The 17005-nt window shown below is 70.6% G+C and carries 14 protein-coding genes; 7 read left to right on the top strand and 7 right to left on the bottom strand.

The features are described from left to right. Positions 1-126: 126 nt before the first annotated feature. The 6 genes from G3I19_RS02085 to ssd form a co-directional block, all read right to left on the bottom strand. Positions 127-402, bottom strand: a complete 276-nt coding sequence (locus G3I19_RS02085; protein ID WP_164258805.1) for a TadE family type IV pilus minor pilin — start codon at positions 400-402, stop codon at positions 127-129. Then, positions 389-577, bottom strand: coding sequence for a DUF4244 domain-containing protein (locus tag G3I19_RS02090; protein ID WP_239073910.1), 189 nt, complete (start codon positions 575-577; stop codon positions 389-391). The genes G3I19_RS02085 and G3I19_RS02090 overlap by 14 nt, the downstream gene beginning before the upstream one ends. A 236-nt stretch (positions 578-813) precedes the next feature. Next, complete coding sequence (locus G3I19_RS02095; protein WP_239073906.1) at positions 814-1617, bottom strand: type II secretion system F family protein; 804 nt, start codon at positions 1615-1617, stop codon at positions 814-816. Next, positions 1614-2408: a type II secretion system F family protein gene (locus G3I19_RS02100; protein WP_164258977.1), complete on the bottom strand. Its 795-nt coding sequence runs from the start codon at positions 2406-2408 to the stop codon at positions 1614-1616. Before G3I19_RS02100 ends, G3I19_RS02095 begins: the two co-directional genes overlap by 4 nt. A gap of 47 nt (positions 2409-2455) precedes the next feature. Continuing rightward, entirely contained in the window at positions 2456-3646 is a 1191-nt protein-coding gene (locus tag G3I19_RS02105) for a TadA family conjugal transfer-associated ATPase (RefSeq protein WP_164258816.1), read from the bottom strand. Further along, on the bottom strand, positions 3643-4746 hold the full coding sequence (gene ssd / locus G3I19_RS02110) for a septum site-determining protein Ssd (protein ID WP_164258817.1): 1104 nt from the start codon (positions 4744-4746) through the stop codon (positions 3643-3645). Before ssd ends, G3I19_RS02105 begins: the two co-directional genes overlap by 4 nt. 484 nt (positions 4747-5230) lie before the next feature. Here ssd and G3I19_RS02115 point away from each other — a divergent pair, with 484 nt between their 5' ends. Next, entirely contained in the window at positions 5231-6088 is an 858-nt protein-coding gene (locus G3I19_RS02115) for an HAD-IB family hydrolase (RefSeq protein WP_164258819.1), read from the top strand. Positions 6089-6439: 351 nt separating this feature from the next. Here the strand turns inward: G3I19_RS02115 and G3I19_RS02120 are convergent, their stop codons facing one another. After that, positions 6440-7300 (bottom strand): Fic family protein, encoded by an 861-nt coding sequence (locus G3I19_RS02120; protein WP_164258821.1) that lies wholly within the window; start codon positions 7298-7300, stop codon positions 6440-6442. A 102-nt stretch (positions 7301-7402) separates the two neighbouring features. On the opposite strand from G3I19_RS02120, the gene G3I19_RS02125 reads away from it, so the two are divergent. From G3I19_RS02125 to G3I19_RS02150, 6 genes are all read left to right on the top strand, one after another. Continuing rightward, positions 7403-8392 (top strand): ATP-binding protein, encoded by a 990-nt coding sequence (locus tag G3I19_RS02125; protein ID WP_164258823.1) that lies wholly within the window; start codon positions 7403-7405, stop codon positions 8390-8392. Positions 8393-8825: 433 nt separating this feature from the next. Further along, positions 8826-11411: a SulP family inorganic anion transporter gene (locus G3I19_RS02130; protein WP_239073907.1), complete on the top strand. Its 2586-nt coding sequence runs from the start codon at positions 8826-8828 to the stop codon at positions 11409-11411. 203 nt (positions 11412-11614) lie between these two features. Beyond that, positions 11615-13570, top strand: a complete 1956-nt coding sequence (acs, locus tag G3I19_RS02135; protein ID WP_164258825.1) for an acetate--CoA ligase — start codon at positions 11615-11617, stop codon at positions 13568-13570. A 425-nt stretch (positions 13571-13995) separates the two neighbouring features. After that, on the top strand, positions 13996-15351 hold the full coding sequence (gene nhaA, locus G3I19_RS02140) for a Na+/H+ antiporter NhaA (RefSeq protein ID WP_203599048.1): 1356 nt from the start codon (positions 13996-13998) through the stop codon (positions 15349-15351). Positions 15352-15494: 143 nt separating this feature from the next. Further along, the gene (locus G3I19_RS02145; RefSeq protein WP_164258828.1) at positions 15495-16028 is read left to right on the top strand and encodes a phage holin family protein; all 534 of its coding nucleotides are present in this window, start codon (positions 15495-15497) and stop codon (positions 16026-16028) included. Further along, positions 16025-16951 carry an alpha/beta hydrolase gene (locus G3I19_RS02150; RefSeq protein ID WP_164258830.1) on the top strand — a complete coding sequence of 309 codons (927 nt, stop codon included), beginning with the start codon at positions 16025-16027 and terminating at the stop codon, positions 16949-16951. The genes G3I19_RS02145 and G3I19_RS02150 overlap by 4 nt, the downstream gene beginning before the upstream one ends. Positions 16952-17005: the final 54 nt, after the last annotated feature.

The raw sequence follows: 17005 nt of genomic DNA on the forward strand, positions 1-17005 counted from the left end.
AGGGAGCTGGCAGCCACCGTACGGAGCCGGCTGGCGTTCTGAACGCCGCAGGGCCGGTGCCGGAGTCCGGGCCCCCGCTGTCCTCGGAGAACACGGGACTCCACACGGGCAGCACCCCGTCGCTGGTCAGCACCCCCCGACGGCCACCACCGGTCGATGTTGAGCACCCCGTCTATCCCGACGCGCCGCCCGCGCACCGGCCCGTGCCGCATCGACGCACTGGATCTGCGCGGCCGCCGCGGTGAGGGCCCAGACCAGTGTCATCGTGAACAGCACCAGCGCCGGAATCACCACCGCTGCCTCGGCCGAGACCGAGCCCCGGTCCGCCGGCCCCCAACCGGACGGCCGACGCGAGACCGGTCCTCCACCGGCCGGCCGCCCTCCCTCGTCAGAACTTCGCATGGAGCGCCTTCTCGACCACGGACTGCAGCGCCGCCGCAACAGGCCCGCTGGTGACCACCTTGTAGAGCACCGCCGCAAAGGCGCATGCCGCGATCGTGCCCATCGCGTACTCCGACGTGGACATCCCCGCGTCCCTGCCGGTCCCGCACCCCAGCCGATGCCACCGGGCCCGCAGCCACTTCCGCGCCGCTGAACCACCCGGCTCACCGGACTCCGCCGGTCCATCAGACCCGTTCGGCAGATTCAGTACATTCGTCATCTCAACCCCCGTGCTTTCCCGTGTTGTTCATGAGGCCGGGCCGACCGCCCGGCTCACAGCGCCCTTGTGGCACCCTTCGCGCCGTTCCATCCATGGCCGAGCCGTCTCGGCGATTTGCCCCGCTTTCCGCTTTCCGCTTTCCCTTGAGTTCATCAACTCGCCTTCAGGAGGTGGCCCGCCAGGCCGACCACCACGGGCACGACACCCACCGCCAGGAATGCGGGCAGGAAGCAGAGGCCAACCGGCCCGGTGATCAGAACGCCCGCCCTGCCTGCCCTGTCCCTGGCTGCTCTGGCCCGGTCGGCCCTGAGTCCGGCCGCGAGCCGGGCCACCGAGTCGGCGGCGGGGGCCCCGGTCGAGGCGGCCCGCTCCAGGCAGCGGGCCAAGGCGCCCGCCCCCGGTATCGAACCGACCCGGCCCCACGCCGCAGCGGGTTCACTGCCGAGCCGCAGCTCAGCCGCCGCCCGGGCCAGCGCGTCGCCTACCGGTCCGCCCAGCGATTCCCCGACCGCCTCAGCCGCCTCCCGAGGGCCGGCACCGGCCGCGATACACGCCGCCAGCAGCTCTGCCGCGAGCGGCAGTTCACGTGGTCCCGACTTCGTCAGGGCCTCATCGGCTCCGGTCGCCGAGCGTCTGAGCTGCAGGCGCCGCACCCCGTATCCGGCGGCAAGGCCGAGCACGCATCCGGCCCATCCACCGACCAGGACGAAGCTGGTGGCCACCGCGGCCAGCGGAGGACCCCACCGGACGGCCCACACCCCGTACTCGGGGCGCCGTGGCGCCCTCTCCGGTGCCACGGCCAGCAGTGCGGCGGCCCGCTTGCGTGACAGCCGTCCATGCCGCCGCCCGGTCCAGGCAAGCCCCAGTCGGGCCGCGACAGCGACAGCACACAGCGCCACCCCCAGGCTGTGGACAACCTCATTCGTCATGACCCCGCCCGATACGGACCCGCTCATACGTCCTCCCCGGCCCGGACGATCCGCCCCGCCCAGAAGAACCCGGCGCTCTCCAACACCCCGCCCGCCAGCAGGCAGCACAGCCCTGCCGGGGTGTGCAGCAAGGTCCACAGCGGATCGGCTCCGAGCGCACTGCCCAGCAGCAGGCCGCCCGCCGGAAGCAAGGCGAGGACCAGCACCGTCGACCGGGCACCGGCCAGTTCCGCCCGGAGACCGGCTCGTTGGTCGCGCTCGGCCCGCAGCGCGCCCTCCAGCCCTTCGAGTCCGGCCGCGAGACCGGCACCTCCGTCCACCGACACCCGCCAGCAGGCGGCCGCACCCCGCAGACCAGCCGCTCCCGGCTCCCGTGCGGCCCGCCGCAGCGCCTCGGACACATCCCCGCCGAACCGCGCCGCTGCCAGTACCGCGGCCTCGGCAGCCCCCAGAGCACCCGAACCACGTCCGGCGGCCAGCAACGCCTCTCCGGGCTGTTTACCGGCCCGCAGTTCGGCGGCCACCGACCCGCACAGCGAGATCACCGCGTCGGTCCGCGCCAAGGCATCCCGCGCCGCTGCCACGGCCCGCAGCCGCCTCCCCAGCAGCGGCATCCCCGCCGCCCCCACCAGGAGCGGCAGCACCGAAGCACCCAGGAGTGACACAGCCGCTGCCACCACCAGACAGAGCCACTCCGGCCGCAGCCGGGCGGGCATCCGGCCGCGGAACCAATCGCTCCACGGCTGCGCACGGGCCGCCGGACCGTCCGCGAACAGCAGCCGCCCCCTGCGCAGTCCACGCTCCCGCACGGCCAGCATCCACAGGGCAGCGCCCGCGCAGAGCACCGCCAGAAAGACCAGAGCCGTCACGACACGCCCCCGATCATGGCCCGCAGCCTGGGCCACCCCCGCCCCTCGGTGAAGCCGTCCACGCCCCAGCGCAGCGCCGGTACGGTCAGCACCAGCCCGGTCGTGTCCCGCTCCAGCACATGCACCTCGGCGACCCTGCGCCGGCCGCTCCGGTCCCGTACGAGATGCACCACGACCGCGAGCGCCGCCGCCAACTGGCTGTGCAGGGCTGCCCGGTCGAGGCCCGCCGCCGTCCCCAGCGCCTCCAGGCGGGCCGGGACGTCGGATGCGGCGTTCGCGTGCAAAGTCCCACAGCCTCCTTCATGGCCCGTGTTCAGCGCGGCCAGCAGCTCCGTGACCTCGGCCCCGCGCACCTCACCCACCACCAGGCGGTCCGGCCGCATCCGCAGGGCCTGGCGGACGAGATCCCGCAGGGTCACCCGGCCCGCGCCCTCCTGGTTCGGCGGTCGCGACTCCAGCCGCACCACGTGCGGATGCTCGGGGCGCAGTTCTGACGAGTCCTCCGCCAGCACGATCCGCTCGGCGGGCCCCACCAGGCCCAGCAGGGACGACAGAAGGGTGGTCTTGCCCGAGCCCGTACCGCCGCTGACCAGGAACGACAACCGGGCTTCGATCAACGCCCGCAGCACCTGGCCGCCGCCCGGCGGGACCGTGCCCGCCGCCACCAGCTCCTCCAGCGAGAAGGCTTTCGGCCGCACCACCCGCAGCGAGAGGCACGTCGATCCGACGGCCACCGGTTCGAGCACCGCATGCATCCGCGTCCCGTCCGGCAGCCTGGCGTCCACCCAGGGCCTGGCATCGTCGAGCCGCCGCCCGGCCACCGCCGCGAGCCGCTGTGCCAGCCGGCGCACAGCCGCGGCGTCGGGGAAGGCCACATCGGTCAGTTCGAGTCCGGCGCCGCGGTCGACCCACACCCGGTCCGGGGCGGCGACCAGCACATCGGTCACCGCTGGATCGGCCAGCAGGGCCTCCAGCCGTCCCGAGCCCACGAGTTCGGACCGCAGCTCCTCCGCGTGCCCCAGCACTTCGGCGTCCCCCAGGAGCCGCCCCTGGGCTCGGAGCGCCGCCGCCACGCGGGCAGGTGTGGGCTCGGCCCCGCTCTCGGCGAGCCGCTGCCGTACGGCGTCGAGCAGCGGCGACGTACCCACCGGGGACGCTGCCCCGCCGGGCGCTTGTGCCGTGCTCATGAGACACCTCGCCCCGACAGGGCCTGCGCCCAGAACGCCGTACAGAAACCGGCCAGTGGTCCCTTGGCCCGACCGCCCGGCGGAGCGCCGCCGCTCTGTGCCGCGAGGAGCCCTTCCTCGGAGGGCAGTTCACCCACGAGTGGCAGCTCCAGCGCCCGTGCGACCCACTCCTCGTCCAGCCCCGGCGCAAAGGGGCCGCGCACCACTGCGCGCAGGTCCTGGAGGACCATGCCGACCATGGAGGCCACCCTGGCCGAGGCAGCGACCGCCCGGAGCTCTCCCGGGACCACCAGGAGTCCGAGATCGAGCTGGGCGAGCGCTTCGGCGACGCCCTCGTCGACCCGCCGGGGCAGATCCACCACCACTGCGCCACCGCCCCTGCGTGCGGCCGCCAGGACCGCCCGCATCGACTCCGGCGCGATCACCACGGCGTCCGTCCGGTCCCAGCTGAGGACACGGAGCCCGTGCACTTCCGGCAGGGACTCCTCCAGCGCGCTCCCGGCGACCCGCCCCTTGGAACGGGCGAAATCCGGCCACCGTCTGCCCTGGGCGTGTTCGCCGCCGAGCAGCACATCGAGGCCACCGCCGAGCGGGTCCCCGTCGATGAGCACGGTGCGGCGGCCGCTCCGGGCCGCTGTGACCGCCAGCGCACACGCCAGTGTGGAAGCCCCCGCACCGCCCCGGCCGCCGATCACTCCGACGGTGAGCGCCTGGTCCCCGGCCCCCTCGGCCACATCGGCGATCCGCTCGACGAGCCAGCTCTCGGCGTCCGGCAGCCGCAGCACGTACTCCGCCCCGATCTCGACGGCCCGCTGCCAGACATCGGGGTCGTCCTGGTCCCTGCCCACGAGATACACCCCCGGTCTGCGGGTGCTCCCGCGCACCCGGGCAGCCGCGTCGTCCCCGACGAGGATCAGCGGTGCGCTCTCCCAGCCGCCCTTGTGCTCGGGCACCCCGTGATGCACTTCCGGCTCGGCGCCGGCCGCGGCGCACAGCCGCAGCAGGTCGTCGAGGAGCACCGCGTCCTCGGTGACGATCAGCGGCCCGTCCCGGCGCCTCTCGGCCGTCGGCAACCGATCAGGTGTGATGGATCCAGCCACGATTCCGCCCCCTCCGACAGTGATTCCTTCAGGCCGCGAAGCCGCAGCGAACAGCCGCTGACTTCGCGATGAGAATCACCGTGCAGGGATCCGGGAAATTAAGTGGATCTTGCTCGAAAACTGTGGACAACTCACCGGTTGTGAATATCTCCCCCACTCTTATCGGTGACTTCCGGAGAGGAGCGCAACGACTACGCAGCGTCACGCGTATCCAGTATTGAGACGCAGCACAGCCGACCGGAGAAGAGTGCCGCAGATGACCTCGGAGCCGTCACCGACACAGAGGGCACACCCGAAAACGTGTCCGGACATGCGACGACCCCAGCCGGGGGGGAGAGCTGGGGTCGTCCCCACGTCCGACTCGGGGGGGGAGGAGCCGGACGGGGATAACACGGTCGCGAACGATCCGTGACTTCCATGGTGTACCCGAGAGCCTTCTCAGGCAAACCCACGCGCCGCCGCGTAAGCCGAATGGCGGGCACCTATGCTCAGACTCGTGGAAAACCACTCGTCGCCCCGCACCGCTGCCTTCTTTGACCTCGACAAGACAGTCATCGCCAAGTCGTCGACGCTGACCTTCAGCAAGTCCTTCTATCAAGGCGGCCTGATCAACCGCAGGGCTGTACTGCGCACCGCGTACGCCCAGTTCGTATTCCTGGCAGGTGGCGCAGACCACGACCAGATGGAGCGGATGCGCGAGTATCTCTCCGCCCTCTGCAAGGGCTGGAACGTCCGGCAGGTCAAGCAGATCGTCGCCGAGACCCTGCACGATCTGATCGACCCGATCATTTACGACGAGGCCGCTTCCCTCATCGAGGAACACCACACCGCAGGGCGCGATGTGGTGATCGTCTCCACCTCCGGCGCCGAGGTGGTCGAGCCGATCGGTGAGCTCCTCGGTGCCGACCGGGTCGTCGCCACCCGCATGGTGGTGGGCGCCGACGGATGTTTCACCGGCGAGGTCGAGTACTACGCCTACGGCCCCACCAAGGCCGAGGCCGTGAAGGAACTCGCCGCCTCCGAGGGATACGACCTGGCACGCTGTTACGCGTACAGCGACTCGGCAACCGATGTCCCCATGCTCGAGTCGGTCGGGCACCCGCACGCGGTCAATCCGGACCGGGCACTGCGCCGCGAAGCGGGCGCCCGCGAATGGCCGATTCTCGTCTTCAACCGGCCGGTCCGGCTCAAGCAGCGGCTTCCCGCCCTGCGGATGCCACCCCGGCCCGCCTTGGTCGCCGCCGCCGCGATCGGTGCCGCGGCAGCCACGGCCGGGCTCGTCTGGTACGTGAACCGGGGCGGCCGGAGCCCGGTCCGACGTGGACCTTTTGCCCGCATTTAAGAGTAAAAGTAAAGAAGCGGACCAAGGGCTTCCCCTCGCCCCGCGGTGAGGAGTACAAAGGAATCAACGGCCCGCGAGACCAAGGACATCCGAGAGGATCACCTGAAACCGCAGAAGGCCCCACGGACCGAGCACGAAAACTGAGTACCCACGCGACGTCGACCCGTCGATTACGGGCCAGCCGCACCAGGTAAACGGGCGAAGCTCCCGGCCTGATGGGCAAATTTTCGAGGACGCTTGGTAACCCGGTGGACGTGTCAGCGGCGGCACCTTCCGGTGCCGCCGCATTTTTGCGCGACGAGCTTTGGCGCAACAAGCGGGAGCGCCCACGGCCCGGCCCGGGCTGAGCCCCTAGGCCGCCCCGCGCTGCAGCGCCTCGCACACGGCCGTCGACTCCCGGACGCCCAGCTCCACCGCGCGACCGCAGTGCACGATCCACGCCGCCATGCCCTCCGGGGTTCCCGACGCATAACCGTCCAGCGCCGCCACGTACGCCGCGCGCCCCAGCTCCGCGTGGCCGACCTCCGCAGGGCAGATGGACTTGGGGTCAAGGCCACTGTTGATCAGCACGACCCGTTCGGCGGCCCGCGCGACCAGGCCGTTGTACGACGTGAAGGGGCGCAGCGCGAGCAGCTCACCGTGCACCACGGCCGCTGTCACCAGGGCCGGAGCCGCGCTCCCGGCGATGACCAGCTGCGAAAGGCCCTCGAGCCGGGCGGACACCTCGTCGGCCCCGGGCAGAGGCAGTTCGATCAGCGGCTCGTCCGCCTTCTCGCCCGCCAGCCGCGGACGGCCGACCGCGTCACCGGAGTCCGCTGCCGCCACCAGATGCAGCCGGGCCAGCACGCGCAGCGGTGACTGCCGCCAGATGGACAGGAGTTGACCGGCCTCGGCGGAGAGCCGCAGCGCCGCACCGACGGTGAGCGCCTCGGGATCACCGCCGAAATCAGTCCGCCGGCGCACCTCCTCCAGCGCCCAGTCCGCACCCGACAGCGCCGCCGACCCGCGCGAGGCGCGCAGCGCGGCCTCACCTGTGATCTCGGTGCTGCGCCGCCGCATGACGCGGTGGCCGTAGACCCGGTCGACGGCCTTGCGTACGGAGTCGACAGCGGCGCCGACACCCGGCAGCTGACCCAGGGCGGCAAGGGGATCTGAGTGATCTGGAGGAGTCACCGGGGCTCCGGCGGCCGCCTTCCGGGAGAACGCAGTCATAGGAAGCGAGGCTACGCGCCCATAGCAGCAACCCCACCTTGGAGTGGTCTTCTTCACTCACGGTACCCACGCACCGCGTTCACCCGACTACCCTTTGTGAACATGAAGATCGCTTTCGTAGGGAAGGGCGGCAGCGGCAAGACCACGCTGTCCTCTCTCTTCATCCGCCACCTGACCGCCAACGAGGCGCCCGTCCTCGCTGTGGACGCCGACATCAACCAGCACCTCGGTGCCGCGCTCGGTCTCGACGACGCGGAATCCGCCGCGCTGCCCGCGATGGGCGCGCACCTTCCGCTGATCAAGGAATACCTGCGCGGCTCCAATCCGCGGATCGCCTCGGCCGAGACGATGATCAAAACGACTCCGCCGGGCGCCGGCTCCCGGCTGCTCCGGATCCGTGAGGACAATCCGGTCTACGACGCCTGCGCCCGCCCCGTCACGCTGGACGACGGCGAGATCAGGCTGATGGCGACGGGGCCGTTCACCGAGTCGGATCTCGGCGTCTCCTGCTACCACTCCAAGGTCGGCGCGGTCGAACTCTGCCTGAACCATCTCGTCGACGGCCCCGAGGAGTTCGTCGTCGTCGACATGACAGCCGGTTCGGACTCCTTCGCCTCCGGCATGTTCACCCGGTTCGACCTGACGTTCCTGGTGGCCGAGCCGACCCGCAAGGGCATCTCCGTCTACCGCCAGTACAAGGAGTACGCACGGGACTTCGGCGTCGCGCTGAAGGTCGTAGGCAACAAGGTGCGCGACGCGGACGACCTGGAGTTCCTGCGCTCCGAGGTCGGTGATGACCTGCTCATCACCGTCGGCCACTCCGACTGGGTCCGTGCGATGGAGAAGGGCCGCCCGCCGCGTTTCGAGATGCTGGAAGCGGAGAACCGCCTGGCGCTCCAGTCACTCCAGAACGCCGCCGAAGACAGCTACGCGCACCGCGACTGGGAGCGCTACACGCGCCAGATGGTGCACTTCCATCTGAAGAACGCGGAGAGCTGGGGGAACGAGAGGACGGGCGCCGATCTGGCGTCCCAGGTCGACCCGGCCTTTGTGCTCAGCGAGCGGTACGCCGAGGTCAGCGCCGCCTCTTGACGCCCCGTCCGGGATGACCAGGAAGCGGCAGGACGGCCAGAGGACGCGGCCGGGAGGGGCCGGGGCGGGCGAACAGCTCGCCCCGGTCCCTCCCCCGTCCCGCACTTCACCTTCCGCGCGCCGCACACCCAGGCCATAGCGCCGCACACCCCGGCCCGCACTCCACGCACGCAGGTCCGCACTCCGCACTCGGACCGCAAATATTTACTCGAACTGGAGTGCGTTAGAGCCACCTCATCACCGGATCGAGTGAACAACTCGACCATTTGCCCCTAATGTCCATTCCCCGTCTTTACTCTGAATTACGATCTATTTACCGAGAGTTGATGATCCCGCCGCTGCACGCCGTGACCCACAGCCGCGTACGGCCGCCCACATCCCCTTGTTCCGCGACGTGTTCCGCGACCGCGCTGCCCCGGAGGAGACGGAAACCATGCCTGCCTACGTCCCCACGCGTACCGACGACACAGCTTCCGACTTCTCGCCGACCGCTCGCGTCCACCCACCACACGGGCCACCGCAGGACGGAGACGGCCATCGGTCCCGCTTCCGGGTCTCGGGAGCAAATCTGTCCGCCTCGATCACCGTGTTCCTGATCGCGGTCCCGATGTCCCTGGGTCTCGCCGTCGCCATCGGCGCCCCGCTCGAAGCCGGACTGCTCGCGGCGGCCGTCGGCGGCATCGTCGCCGGGCTGCTCGGAGGCTCCGCACTCCAGGTCAGTGGCCCCTCAGCCGGACTGACCGTCGTGACGGCCGGACTCATCCAGGACTACGGCTGGCGCACGACCTGCGCCATCACCGTCGGCGCCGGCCTGCTCCAGCTGGTCCTGGGCTCCCTGCGCGCCGCCCGCAGTGCACTCGCCGTCTCCCCGGCCATCGTGCACGGCACTCTGGCCGGCATCGGTGTCGCCATCGCGCTCGCCCAGCTTCATATCGTGCTCGGCGGTACGCCCCAGAGTTCGGCCGTCGCCAACGCCCTTGCCCTGCCGGGCCAATTCGCCCGCGTCGCTCCGGCCGCACCCCTGATCGGCGGGCTGACCATCGCCGTACTGGTGCTGTGGCCGCGGATCCCCGGACGTACCGGACGCGCCCTGCGCAGAATCCCCGCCGCCCTCGCCTCGGTCGCCGCGGCCACCGCGCTGGCCGCTGTCGCCGCGCCCGGGATCGCACGTGTCGACCTCCCGTCCTGGCGGGCACACGCCCTGCCCGAGCTGCCGCACGGGCCGGTGCTCGGTCTGCTCGGCGCCGTCTTCACCGTGATGCTGGTGGCGAGTCTCGAGTCGCTGCTGTCGGCGGTGGCCGTGGACAAACTGGCCGCCGACCGCCCCGGTGCCGCGGGCAGACGCGCCGACCTCGACCGTGAACTGCGCGGACAGGGCGTCGCCAACACCGTGTCCGGGTTGCTCGGCGGGCTTCCGGTGTCCGGCGGAGCCGTGCGGGGCACGGCGAATGTCCGGGCGGGCGCCACCGGCCGCGCCTCCACCGTGCTGCACGGCGTATGGATGCTGATCGCAGCGGGCCTGCTGGTCGGCGTTCTGGAGTGGATGCCGCTGGCCGCGCTGGCCGCGCTGGTGATGGTGGTCGGCCTCCAGATGGTGAGCTACGCACACATCCGCAACGTCCACAGACACCGCGAGTTCCTGGCGTACGGGGCCACGGTCGCCGGAGTCGTGGGCTTCGGCGTACTGGAGGGGGTGGCGGCCGGAATCGCCGTCGCCGTCGGTGTGGCCCTGCACCGCCTGGCCAGAACCCGGATCACCCTCCACGAGGACGGTGGGAGCCACCGGCTGCATGCCCGTGGGCAGTTGACGTTCCTGGCCGTGCCCCGACTGAGCCGGACGCTCGGGCAGATCCCGTCCGGGGCGACCGCGGTGGTGGAGCTGGACGGTTCGTTCATGGACCACGCGGCGTACGAGACACTCCAGCACTGGCGGGAGGCGCATATCGCCCAGGGCGGAACGGTCGAGGTGACAGGCCGGGACGGCAGCCGGATCGCCGTGCCCGCGTCCGCCGCCGCTCCCCGCACCCCCGCATCGCCCTCTCCCGCACCGCACCCCCAGCCACCGCACTCGCAGGCGCCCCACTCCCATTCACTGCACTCCCACGCGCCCCGCTCCCCCGCGCCCCACTGCCCCGGGCCCCAGGAGGGCCCGCCCGCCACCGCTTCTGTCACAGCGGTCGCGTCCGGGAAACCGGGGAGCCGCCAACTGGCAAGTGGGCTGCGCTCGTTCCAGCGCGACACCGCGCCACTGGTCCGGGACGAACTGGCGCGTCTGGCGCGGGAGGGCCAGCGACCGTCGCAGCTCTTCCTCACCTGCGCCGACTCCCGGCTGGTGACCAGCATGATCACGTCGAGCGGTCCCGGGGACCTGTTCACCGTGCGGAACGTGGGCAATTTCGTACCGCTGCCCGGCGCGGAGGGTTCCGACGACTCGGTGGCGGCGGCGATCGAGTACGCGGTCGACATCCTGCGGGTCGATTCGATCACCGTCTGCGGACACTCCGGCTGCGGTGCCATGACGGCTCTCCTGAACGACAGCCCCCGTACGGGCACCGGAACCAAAGCTGACACCGAAGCTGAATCCGCCCCCGAAACCAGAACCGGCACTGGAACAGGCACAGGCACCAGCACCAGCACAGGCACCAGCACCAGCACCGGCACAGGCACAGGCACAGGCACAGGCACAGGCACAGGCACCAGCAAAAGCACCGCCGCGGACACGCCTCTGCGGCGGTGGTTGCGGCACGGTCAGCCCAGCCTGGACCGGATGCTGAGCCGCCATCACTCCTGGGCACGGATCTCCGGGCGGATGCCGGCCGATGCGGTGGAGCAGCTCTGCCTCACCAATGTGATCCAGCAACTGGAGCATCTGCGGGCGCACGCATCGGTCGCGCGCCGGCTCGCGGAGGGCACGCTGGAGCTGCACGGCATGTACTTCCATGTCGGCGAGGCCCAGGCGTATCTGCTCACCGGCGCTCCTGAGCCCGATGGAGTGTTCGCCCAGGTGGCTCCCGCCTGACGCCGTCCGATTCGGGCTGAACTCCGGGGGTGACATGCGCCGGATCACCTCCCGGCCCAGCCCCGGCCGCCCCTCGGGGGTGCCTCCGGCGAGCCTCCCGAGCAGAGGTCTAAACCAATTGATCGGCGTGAGCCCTTGTCAGAGTGGCTCACGGGCTGATGAGCTAGACCTGGGACACAAGGCTTTGTCGAAAGGGCGATCTCGTGAGCAACGAAAGCTTGGCCAACCTGCTCAAGGAGGAGCGGCGTTTTGCGCCGCCCACCGAGCTGGCCGCGAACGCCAACGTCACAGCGGCGGCGTACGAGCAGGCGGCAGCGGACCGGCTGGGCTTCTGGGCCGAGCAGGCCCGGCGGCTGACGTGGGCCACCGAGCCCACCGAGACGCTCGACTGGTCGAATCCACCGTTCGCGAAGTGGTTCGCCGACGGCGAGCTCAACGTCGCGTACAACTGCGTGGACCGGCACGTCGAGGCCGGCAACGGCGACCGCGTCGCCATCCACTTCGAAGGTGAGCCCGGCGACAGCCGGTCGATCACCTACGCACAGCTCAAGGACGAGGTGTCGCAGGCCGCGAACGCGCTCACCGAGCTGGGTGTCGCGAAGGGCGACCGGGTCGCCGTCTATCTGCCGATGATCGCCGAAGCGGTGGTGGCGATGCTCGCCTGCGCCCGCATCGGTGCCGCGCACTCGGTGGTGTTCGGCGGCTTCTCCGCGGACGCCGTCGCCTCCCGTATCCAGGACGCGGACGCCAAGCTGGTCATCACGGCCGACGGCGGTTACCGGCGCGGCAAGCCGTCCGCGCTCAAGCCGGCGATCGACGAGGCCGTGACGAAGTGCCCGGATGTCGAGCATGTGCTCGTCGTACGGCGCACGGGCCAGGACACGGCGTGGACCGAGGGCCGGGACGTCTGGTGGGACGAGTTCGTGGGGCGCCAGTCCACCGAGCACACCCCCGAGGCGTTCGACGCCGAACACCCGCTGTTCATCCTCTACACCTCGGGTACGACGGGGAAGCCGAAGGGCATCCTGCACACGTCAGGCGGCTACCTCACCCAGGCGGCGTACACGCACCACGCGGTCTTCGACCTCAAGCCGGAGACGGACGTCTACTGGTGCACGGCCGACATCGGCTGGGTGACCGGCCACTCGTACATCGTGTACGGGCCGCTGGCCAACGGTGCGACCCAGGTGATCTACGAGGGCACGCCGGACACCCCGCACCAGGGCCGGTTCTGGGAGATCGTCCAGAAGTACGGCGTCTCGATCCTCTACACGGCGCCGACCGCGATCCGTACGTTCATGAAGTGGGGGGACGACATCCCCGCCAAGTTCGATCTGTCGTCGCTGCGGGTCCTCGGCTCGGTCGGTGAGCCGATCAACCCCGAGGCATGGATGTGGTACCGGAAGAACATCGGCGCCGACAAGTGCCCGATCGTGGACACCTGGTGGCAGACCGAGACCGGCGCGATGATGATCTCGCCGTTGCCCGGAGTGACGGAGACCAAGCCGGGTTCCGCCCAGCGTGCGCTGCCGGGCATCTCCGCGACGGTCGTCGACGACGAGGCACGCGAGGTGCCGGACGGTGGCGGCGGCTATCTGGTCCTCACCGAGCCGTGGCCCTCGATGCTCCGCACCGTCTGGGGCGACGACCAGCGCTTCATCGACACCTACTGGTCGCGGTTCGAGGGCAAGTACTTCGCGGGTGACGGCGCGAAGAAGGACACCGACGGCGACCTCTGGCTGCTGGGCCGGGTCGACGACGTGATGCTGGTGTCCGGGCACAACATCTCGACCACCGAGGTCGAGTCGGCGCTCGTCTCGCACCCGGCCGTCGCCGAGGCCGCGGTCGTCGGCGCCGCCGACGAGACGACCGGTCAGTCGATCGTGGCGTTCGTGATCCTGCGCGGCACGGCGGAGGAGTCGGCGGACCTCTCGGCGGAACTGCGCAATCACGTGGGCGCCGTGCTCGGGCCGATCGCCAAGCCGAAGCGGGTGCTGCCGGTGGCCGAGCTGCCCAAGACCCGGTCCGGGAAGATCATGCGGCGGCTGCTGCGCGACATCGCGGAGGACCGCGAGCTGGGCGACGTCTCCACGCTCACCGACTCCTCGGTGATGGGCCTGATCCAGACGAAGCTGCCCAGCGCCTCCAGCGAGGACTGAGCCGGCCGGGAAGCCGTACGGCGAGCCCGGGAGCAGCACAACTGAACAGCAGGGTGACGGCGGAACGCCGGACGGGGTCGATATGCCCGTCCGGCGTTCTGTCCGTAAGGTGACGAGAGAGACGATCACCGGATGCTCCCTGCCGCCCCGCGGCCCACCCCGCCTCGGCTACCGTAGGGGCAGAAGAAGCAGTGAAAAGTAGGTCAACAGGTGCGCCGGGAAGTCTGGTCGGCATGTGTTCTGTGCTGTCCACCTGACCGGAGGTCCCCCGCGTGCCCGCGCCCGCCCCGAAGCCCGATCCCCAGCCCAGGCCCGAGCCTGAGTCCCAGCCGGATTCACAGCAGCCTCACCAGCGCCGGCCGCCCCAGGATTCTGAGCAGTCCCAGAATTCACAGCAGCCTCGGCCCACGTCCTTCCTCGGGCGGCTGCCGTTCCCCGAACGGACCTATCTCGCTGAAGCCCTGCGCACCGAGACCGTCGGGGGCCTGCTCCTCCTCCTCGCGGCCATTGCCGCCCTCGTCTGGGCGAACACCCCACTGAGCAGCAGTTACGCCTCCGTCAGCCACTTCCATCTGGGCCCGGGCGCCGTCGGTCTGCACCTCTCGGTGCAGCACTGGGCGGCCGACGGCCTGATCGCGGTCTTCTTCTTCGTCGCCGGGATCGAGCTCAAACGCGAGATGGTCGCGGGCGAGCTGCGCGATCCGAAGGCCGCAGCGCTGCCGGTGATCGCCGCGGTGTGCGGGATGGCGGTACCGGCCCTGGTCTACACGCTGGTCAACGTCATCGGCGACGGCTCGCTGGGCGGCTGGGCGGTCCCGACCGCCACCGACATCGCCTTCGCTCTCGCCGTCCTGGCGGTCATCGGTACCTCGCTCCCCTCCGCGCTGCGCGCCTTCCTGCTCACGCTGGCCGTCGTCGACGACCTCTTCGCGATCCTGATCATCGCGGTGTTCTTCACCAGCGACATCAACTTCGCCGCGCTCGGCGGCGCGGCGGCCGGCCTGGCCGTCTTCTGGCTGCTGCTGCGCTTCGACGTACACGGCTGGTACATCTACGTCCCGCTCGGGCTGGTCATCTGGGGGCTGATGTACAACAGCGGCGTGCACGCCACCATCGCCGGTGTCGCCATGGGCCTGATGCTCCGGTGCCACCGCCACGAGGGTGAACGTCACTCCCCGGGGGAGCACATCGAGCACCTGGTCCGGCCGTTCTCCGCGGGCCTCGCCGTACCACTGTTCGCGCTGTTCTCCGCCGGGGTGTCGGTGTCCGGGCGGGCGCTGGCCGACGTCTTCACCCGCCCCGAGACGCTCGGTGTCGTCCTGGGGCTGGTCGTCGGTAAAGCGGTCGGCATCTTCGGCGGTACGTGGCTGACCGCCCGCTTCACCAAGGCCGAGCTCAACAAGGACCTGGCCTGGGCCGATGTGTTCGCGGTGGCCTCACTCGCCGGGATCGGCTTCACCGTCTCGCTGCTCATCGGGGAGCTGGCCTTCGACGGGGACCCCACGACGACCGCCGAGGTCAAGGCGTCCGTGCTGCTGGGGTCCGTGATCGCCGCCGTGCTCTCCTCCGTCCTGCTCAAGATGCGCAACCGGCGTTACCGGGCCCTGTGCGACGAGGAGGAGCGCGACGAGGACCACGACGGCATCCCCGACATCTACGAGGAGGACGAAGCCGCGCACCATCTGCGCATGGCTGCGATCCTCGAGGGGAAGGCGGCCGAGCACCGCCGTCTCGCCGAACGGGCGGGGGCAGCAAGCGAGGACGAGGACCGTCCGGCATGATCTGAAGTCAGATCATCTCGAACAGACAGTTTGTGACGACGCCCAAGATGATGCCCGCGCGGATGACCGCTCGTACAGACGGACGCTCGCACAGCGAACACCCGTACGGACGAACGCTCGCGCAAGAGAAGAGGGATTCAGCGATGAGCCACCCCAGCAGCCCTGCCGGTACCGCAGACCGCAGCCTCGGTCAGCTGGTTGCCTCGGCGACCGCCGAGATGTCCGCACTGGTGCACGACGAGATCGCCCTGGCCAAGGCGGAACTCCGCCAGGACGTCAAGCGGGGCGCCGTCGGCAGCGCCGCGTTCTCGGCGGCCGGGATCGTGCTCCTCTTCTCGCTGCCGATGCTGAGCTTCGCCCTCGCCTACGGCATCCGGACCTGGAGCCACTGGAACATGGCGATCTGCTTCGTCCTGTCCTTCGCCGCGAATGTGCTGGTGGCCGCGGTCCTCGGGCTGATCGGGATGGTCTTCTTCAAGAAGGCCAAGAAGGGCAAGGGCCCGCAGAAGGTCGTCGCATCCGCCAAGGAGACGGCGGCTGTCATCCAGGGCGTCAAGCCGCACCCCCGCCCGGCCGTCGGCCGCCCGTCGCTCGACAAGGCGGCCACGCCGGTGCCCGCGGATGCCCCCCTCCCGGTCATCGGTGAGCCGTCAGCTGTGGGACGCTCGTCGGCATGACCGCTTCTGCCGAAATGGGCTCCGTCGTACGAATCGACGGGCCCTGGACCCACCGTGACGTCGCCGCCAACGGCGCGCGCTTCCACATCACGGAGGCGGGTGACGGACCACTGGTGCTGCTGCTGCACGGCTTTCCGCAGTTCTGGTGGACCTGGCGCCATCAGCTGACCGCGCTCGCCGACGCCGGGTTCCGGGCCGTCGCGATGGATCTCCGGGGCGTGGGCGGCAGCGACCGCACGCCCCGCGGGTACGACCCCGCCAACCTGGCCCTCGACGTCACCGGTGTGATCCGCTCGCTCGGGGAGCCGGACGCCGCGCTCGTCGGGCACGACCTGGGCGGGTATCTGGCGTGGACGGCGGCCGTGATGCGGCCCAAGCTGGTGCGCCGGCTCGCTGTCTCCTCGATGCCGCACCCGCGCCGCTGGCGCTCGGCGATGCTCTCCGACTTCTCGCAGTCCCGGGCCGGTTCGTACGTCTGGGGCTTCCAGCGGCCGTGGCTGCCGGAGCGGCAGCTCGTCGCGGACGACGCGGCGCTGGTCGGTGAGCTCGTACGCGAATGGTCGGGGCCCGCCCGTCCCGAGGACGACGCCGTGGACATGTACCGGCGTGCCATGTCCATCCCGTCCACGGCGCACTGCTCCATCGAGCCGTACCGCTGGATGGTGCGGTCGCTGGCGCGGCCGGACGGCATCCAGTTCAACCGCCGGATGAAGCGTCCGGTGCGGGTGCCGACGCTGCATCTGCACGGTTCACTCGACCCGGTGATGCGTACCCGCAGCGCGGCGGGGTCGGGGCAGTACGTCGAAGCGCCGTACCGCTGGCGGCTGTTCGACGGTCTCGGGCACTTCCCCCAGGAGGAGGACCCGGAGGCTTTCTCGGCCGAGCTCATCAACTGGCTGAAGGACCCCGAGCCCGACCGCTGACCTCCGGGGGCCCCGGGCGGCGACCGGACGGGAACGCTTGTCCTACGAACAGCC

The sequence above is a fragment of the Streptomyces sp. SID10853 genome, assembly GCF_010548145.1.
Classification (GTDB): Bacteria; Actinomycetota; Actinomycetes; order Streptomycetales; family Streptomycetaceae; genus Streptomyces.

Coding starts and splice junctions, on each gene's coding strand:
- G3I19_RS02150 (WP_164258830.1), top strand. CDS start 16,025: ATGACCGCTTCTGCCGAAATGGGCTCCGTCGTACGAATCGACGGGCCC.
- G3I19_RS02095 (WP_239073906.1), bottom strand. CDS start 1,617: ATGAGCGGGTCCGTATCGGGCGGGGTCATGACGAATGAGGTTGTCCAC.
- G3I19_RS02105 (WP_164258816.1), bottom strand. CDS start 3,646: ATGAGCACGGCACAAGCGCCCGGCGGGGCAGCGTCCCCGGTGGGTACG.
- G3I19_RS02125 (WP_164258823.1), top strand. CDS start 7,403: ATGAAGATCGCTTTCGTAGGGAAGGGCGGCAGCGGCAAGACCACGCTG.
- G3I19_RS02130 (WP_239073907.1), top strand. CDS start 8,826: ATGCCTGCCTACGTCCCCACGCGTACCGACGACACAGCTTCCGACTTC.
- G3I19_RS02085 (WP_164258805.1), bottom strand. CDS start 402: ATGCGAAGTTCTGACGAGGGAGGGCGGCCGGCCGGTGGAGGACCGGTC.
- G3I19_RS02145 (WP_164258828.1), top strand. CDS start 15,495: ATGAGCCACCCCAGCAGCCCTGCCGGTACCGCAGACCGCAGCCTCGGT.
- G3I19_RS02120 (WP_164258821.1), bottom strand. CDS start 7,300: ATGACTGCGTTCTCCCGGAAGGCGGCCGCCGGAGCCCCGGTGACTCCT.
- G3I19_RS02100 (WP_164258977.1), bottom strand. CDS start 2,408: ATGCTGGCCGTGCGGGAGCGTGGACTGCGCAGGGGGCGGCTGCTGTTC.
- G3I19_RS02115 (WP_164258819.1), top strand. CDS start 5,231: ATGCTCAGACTCGTGGAAAACCACTCGTCGCCCCGCACCGCTGCCTTC.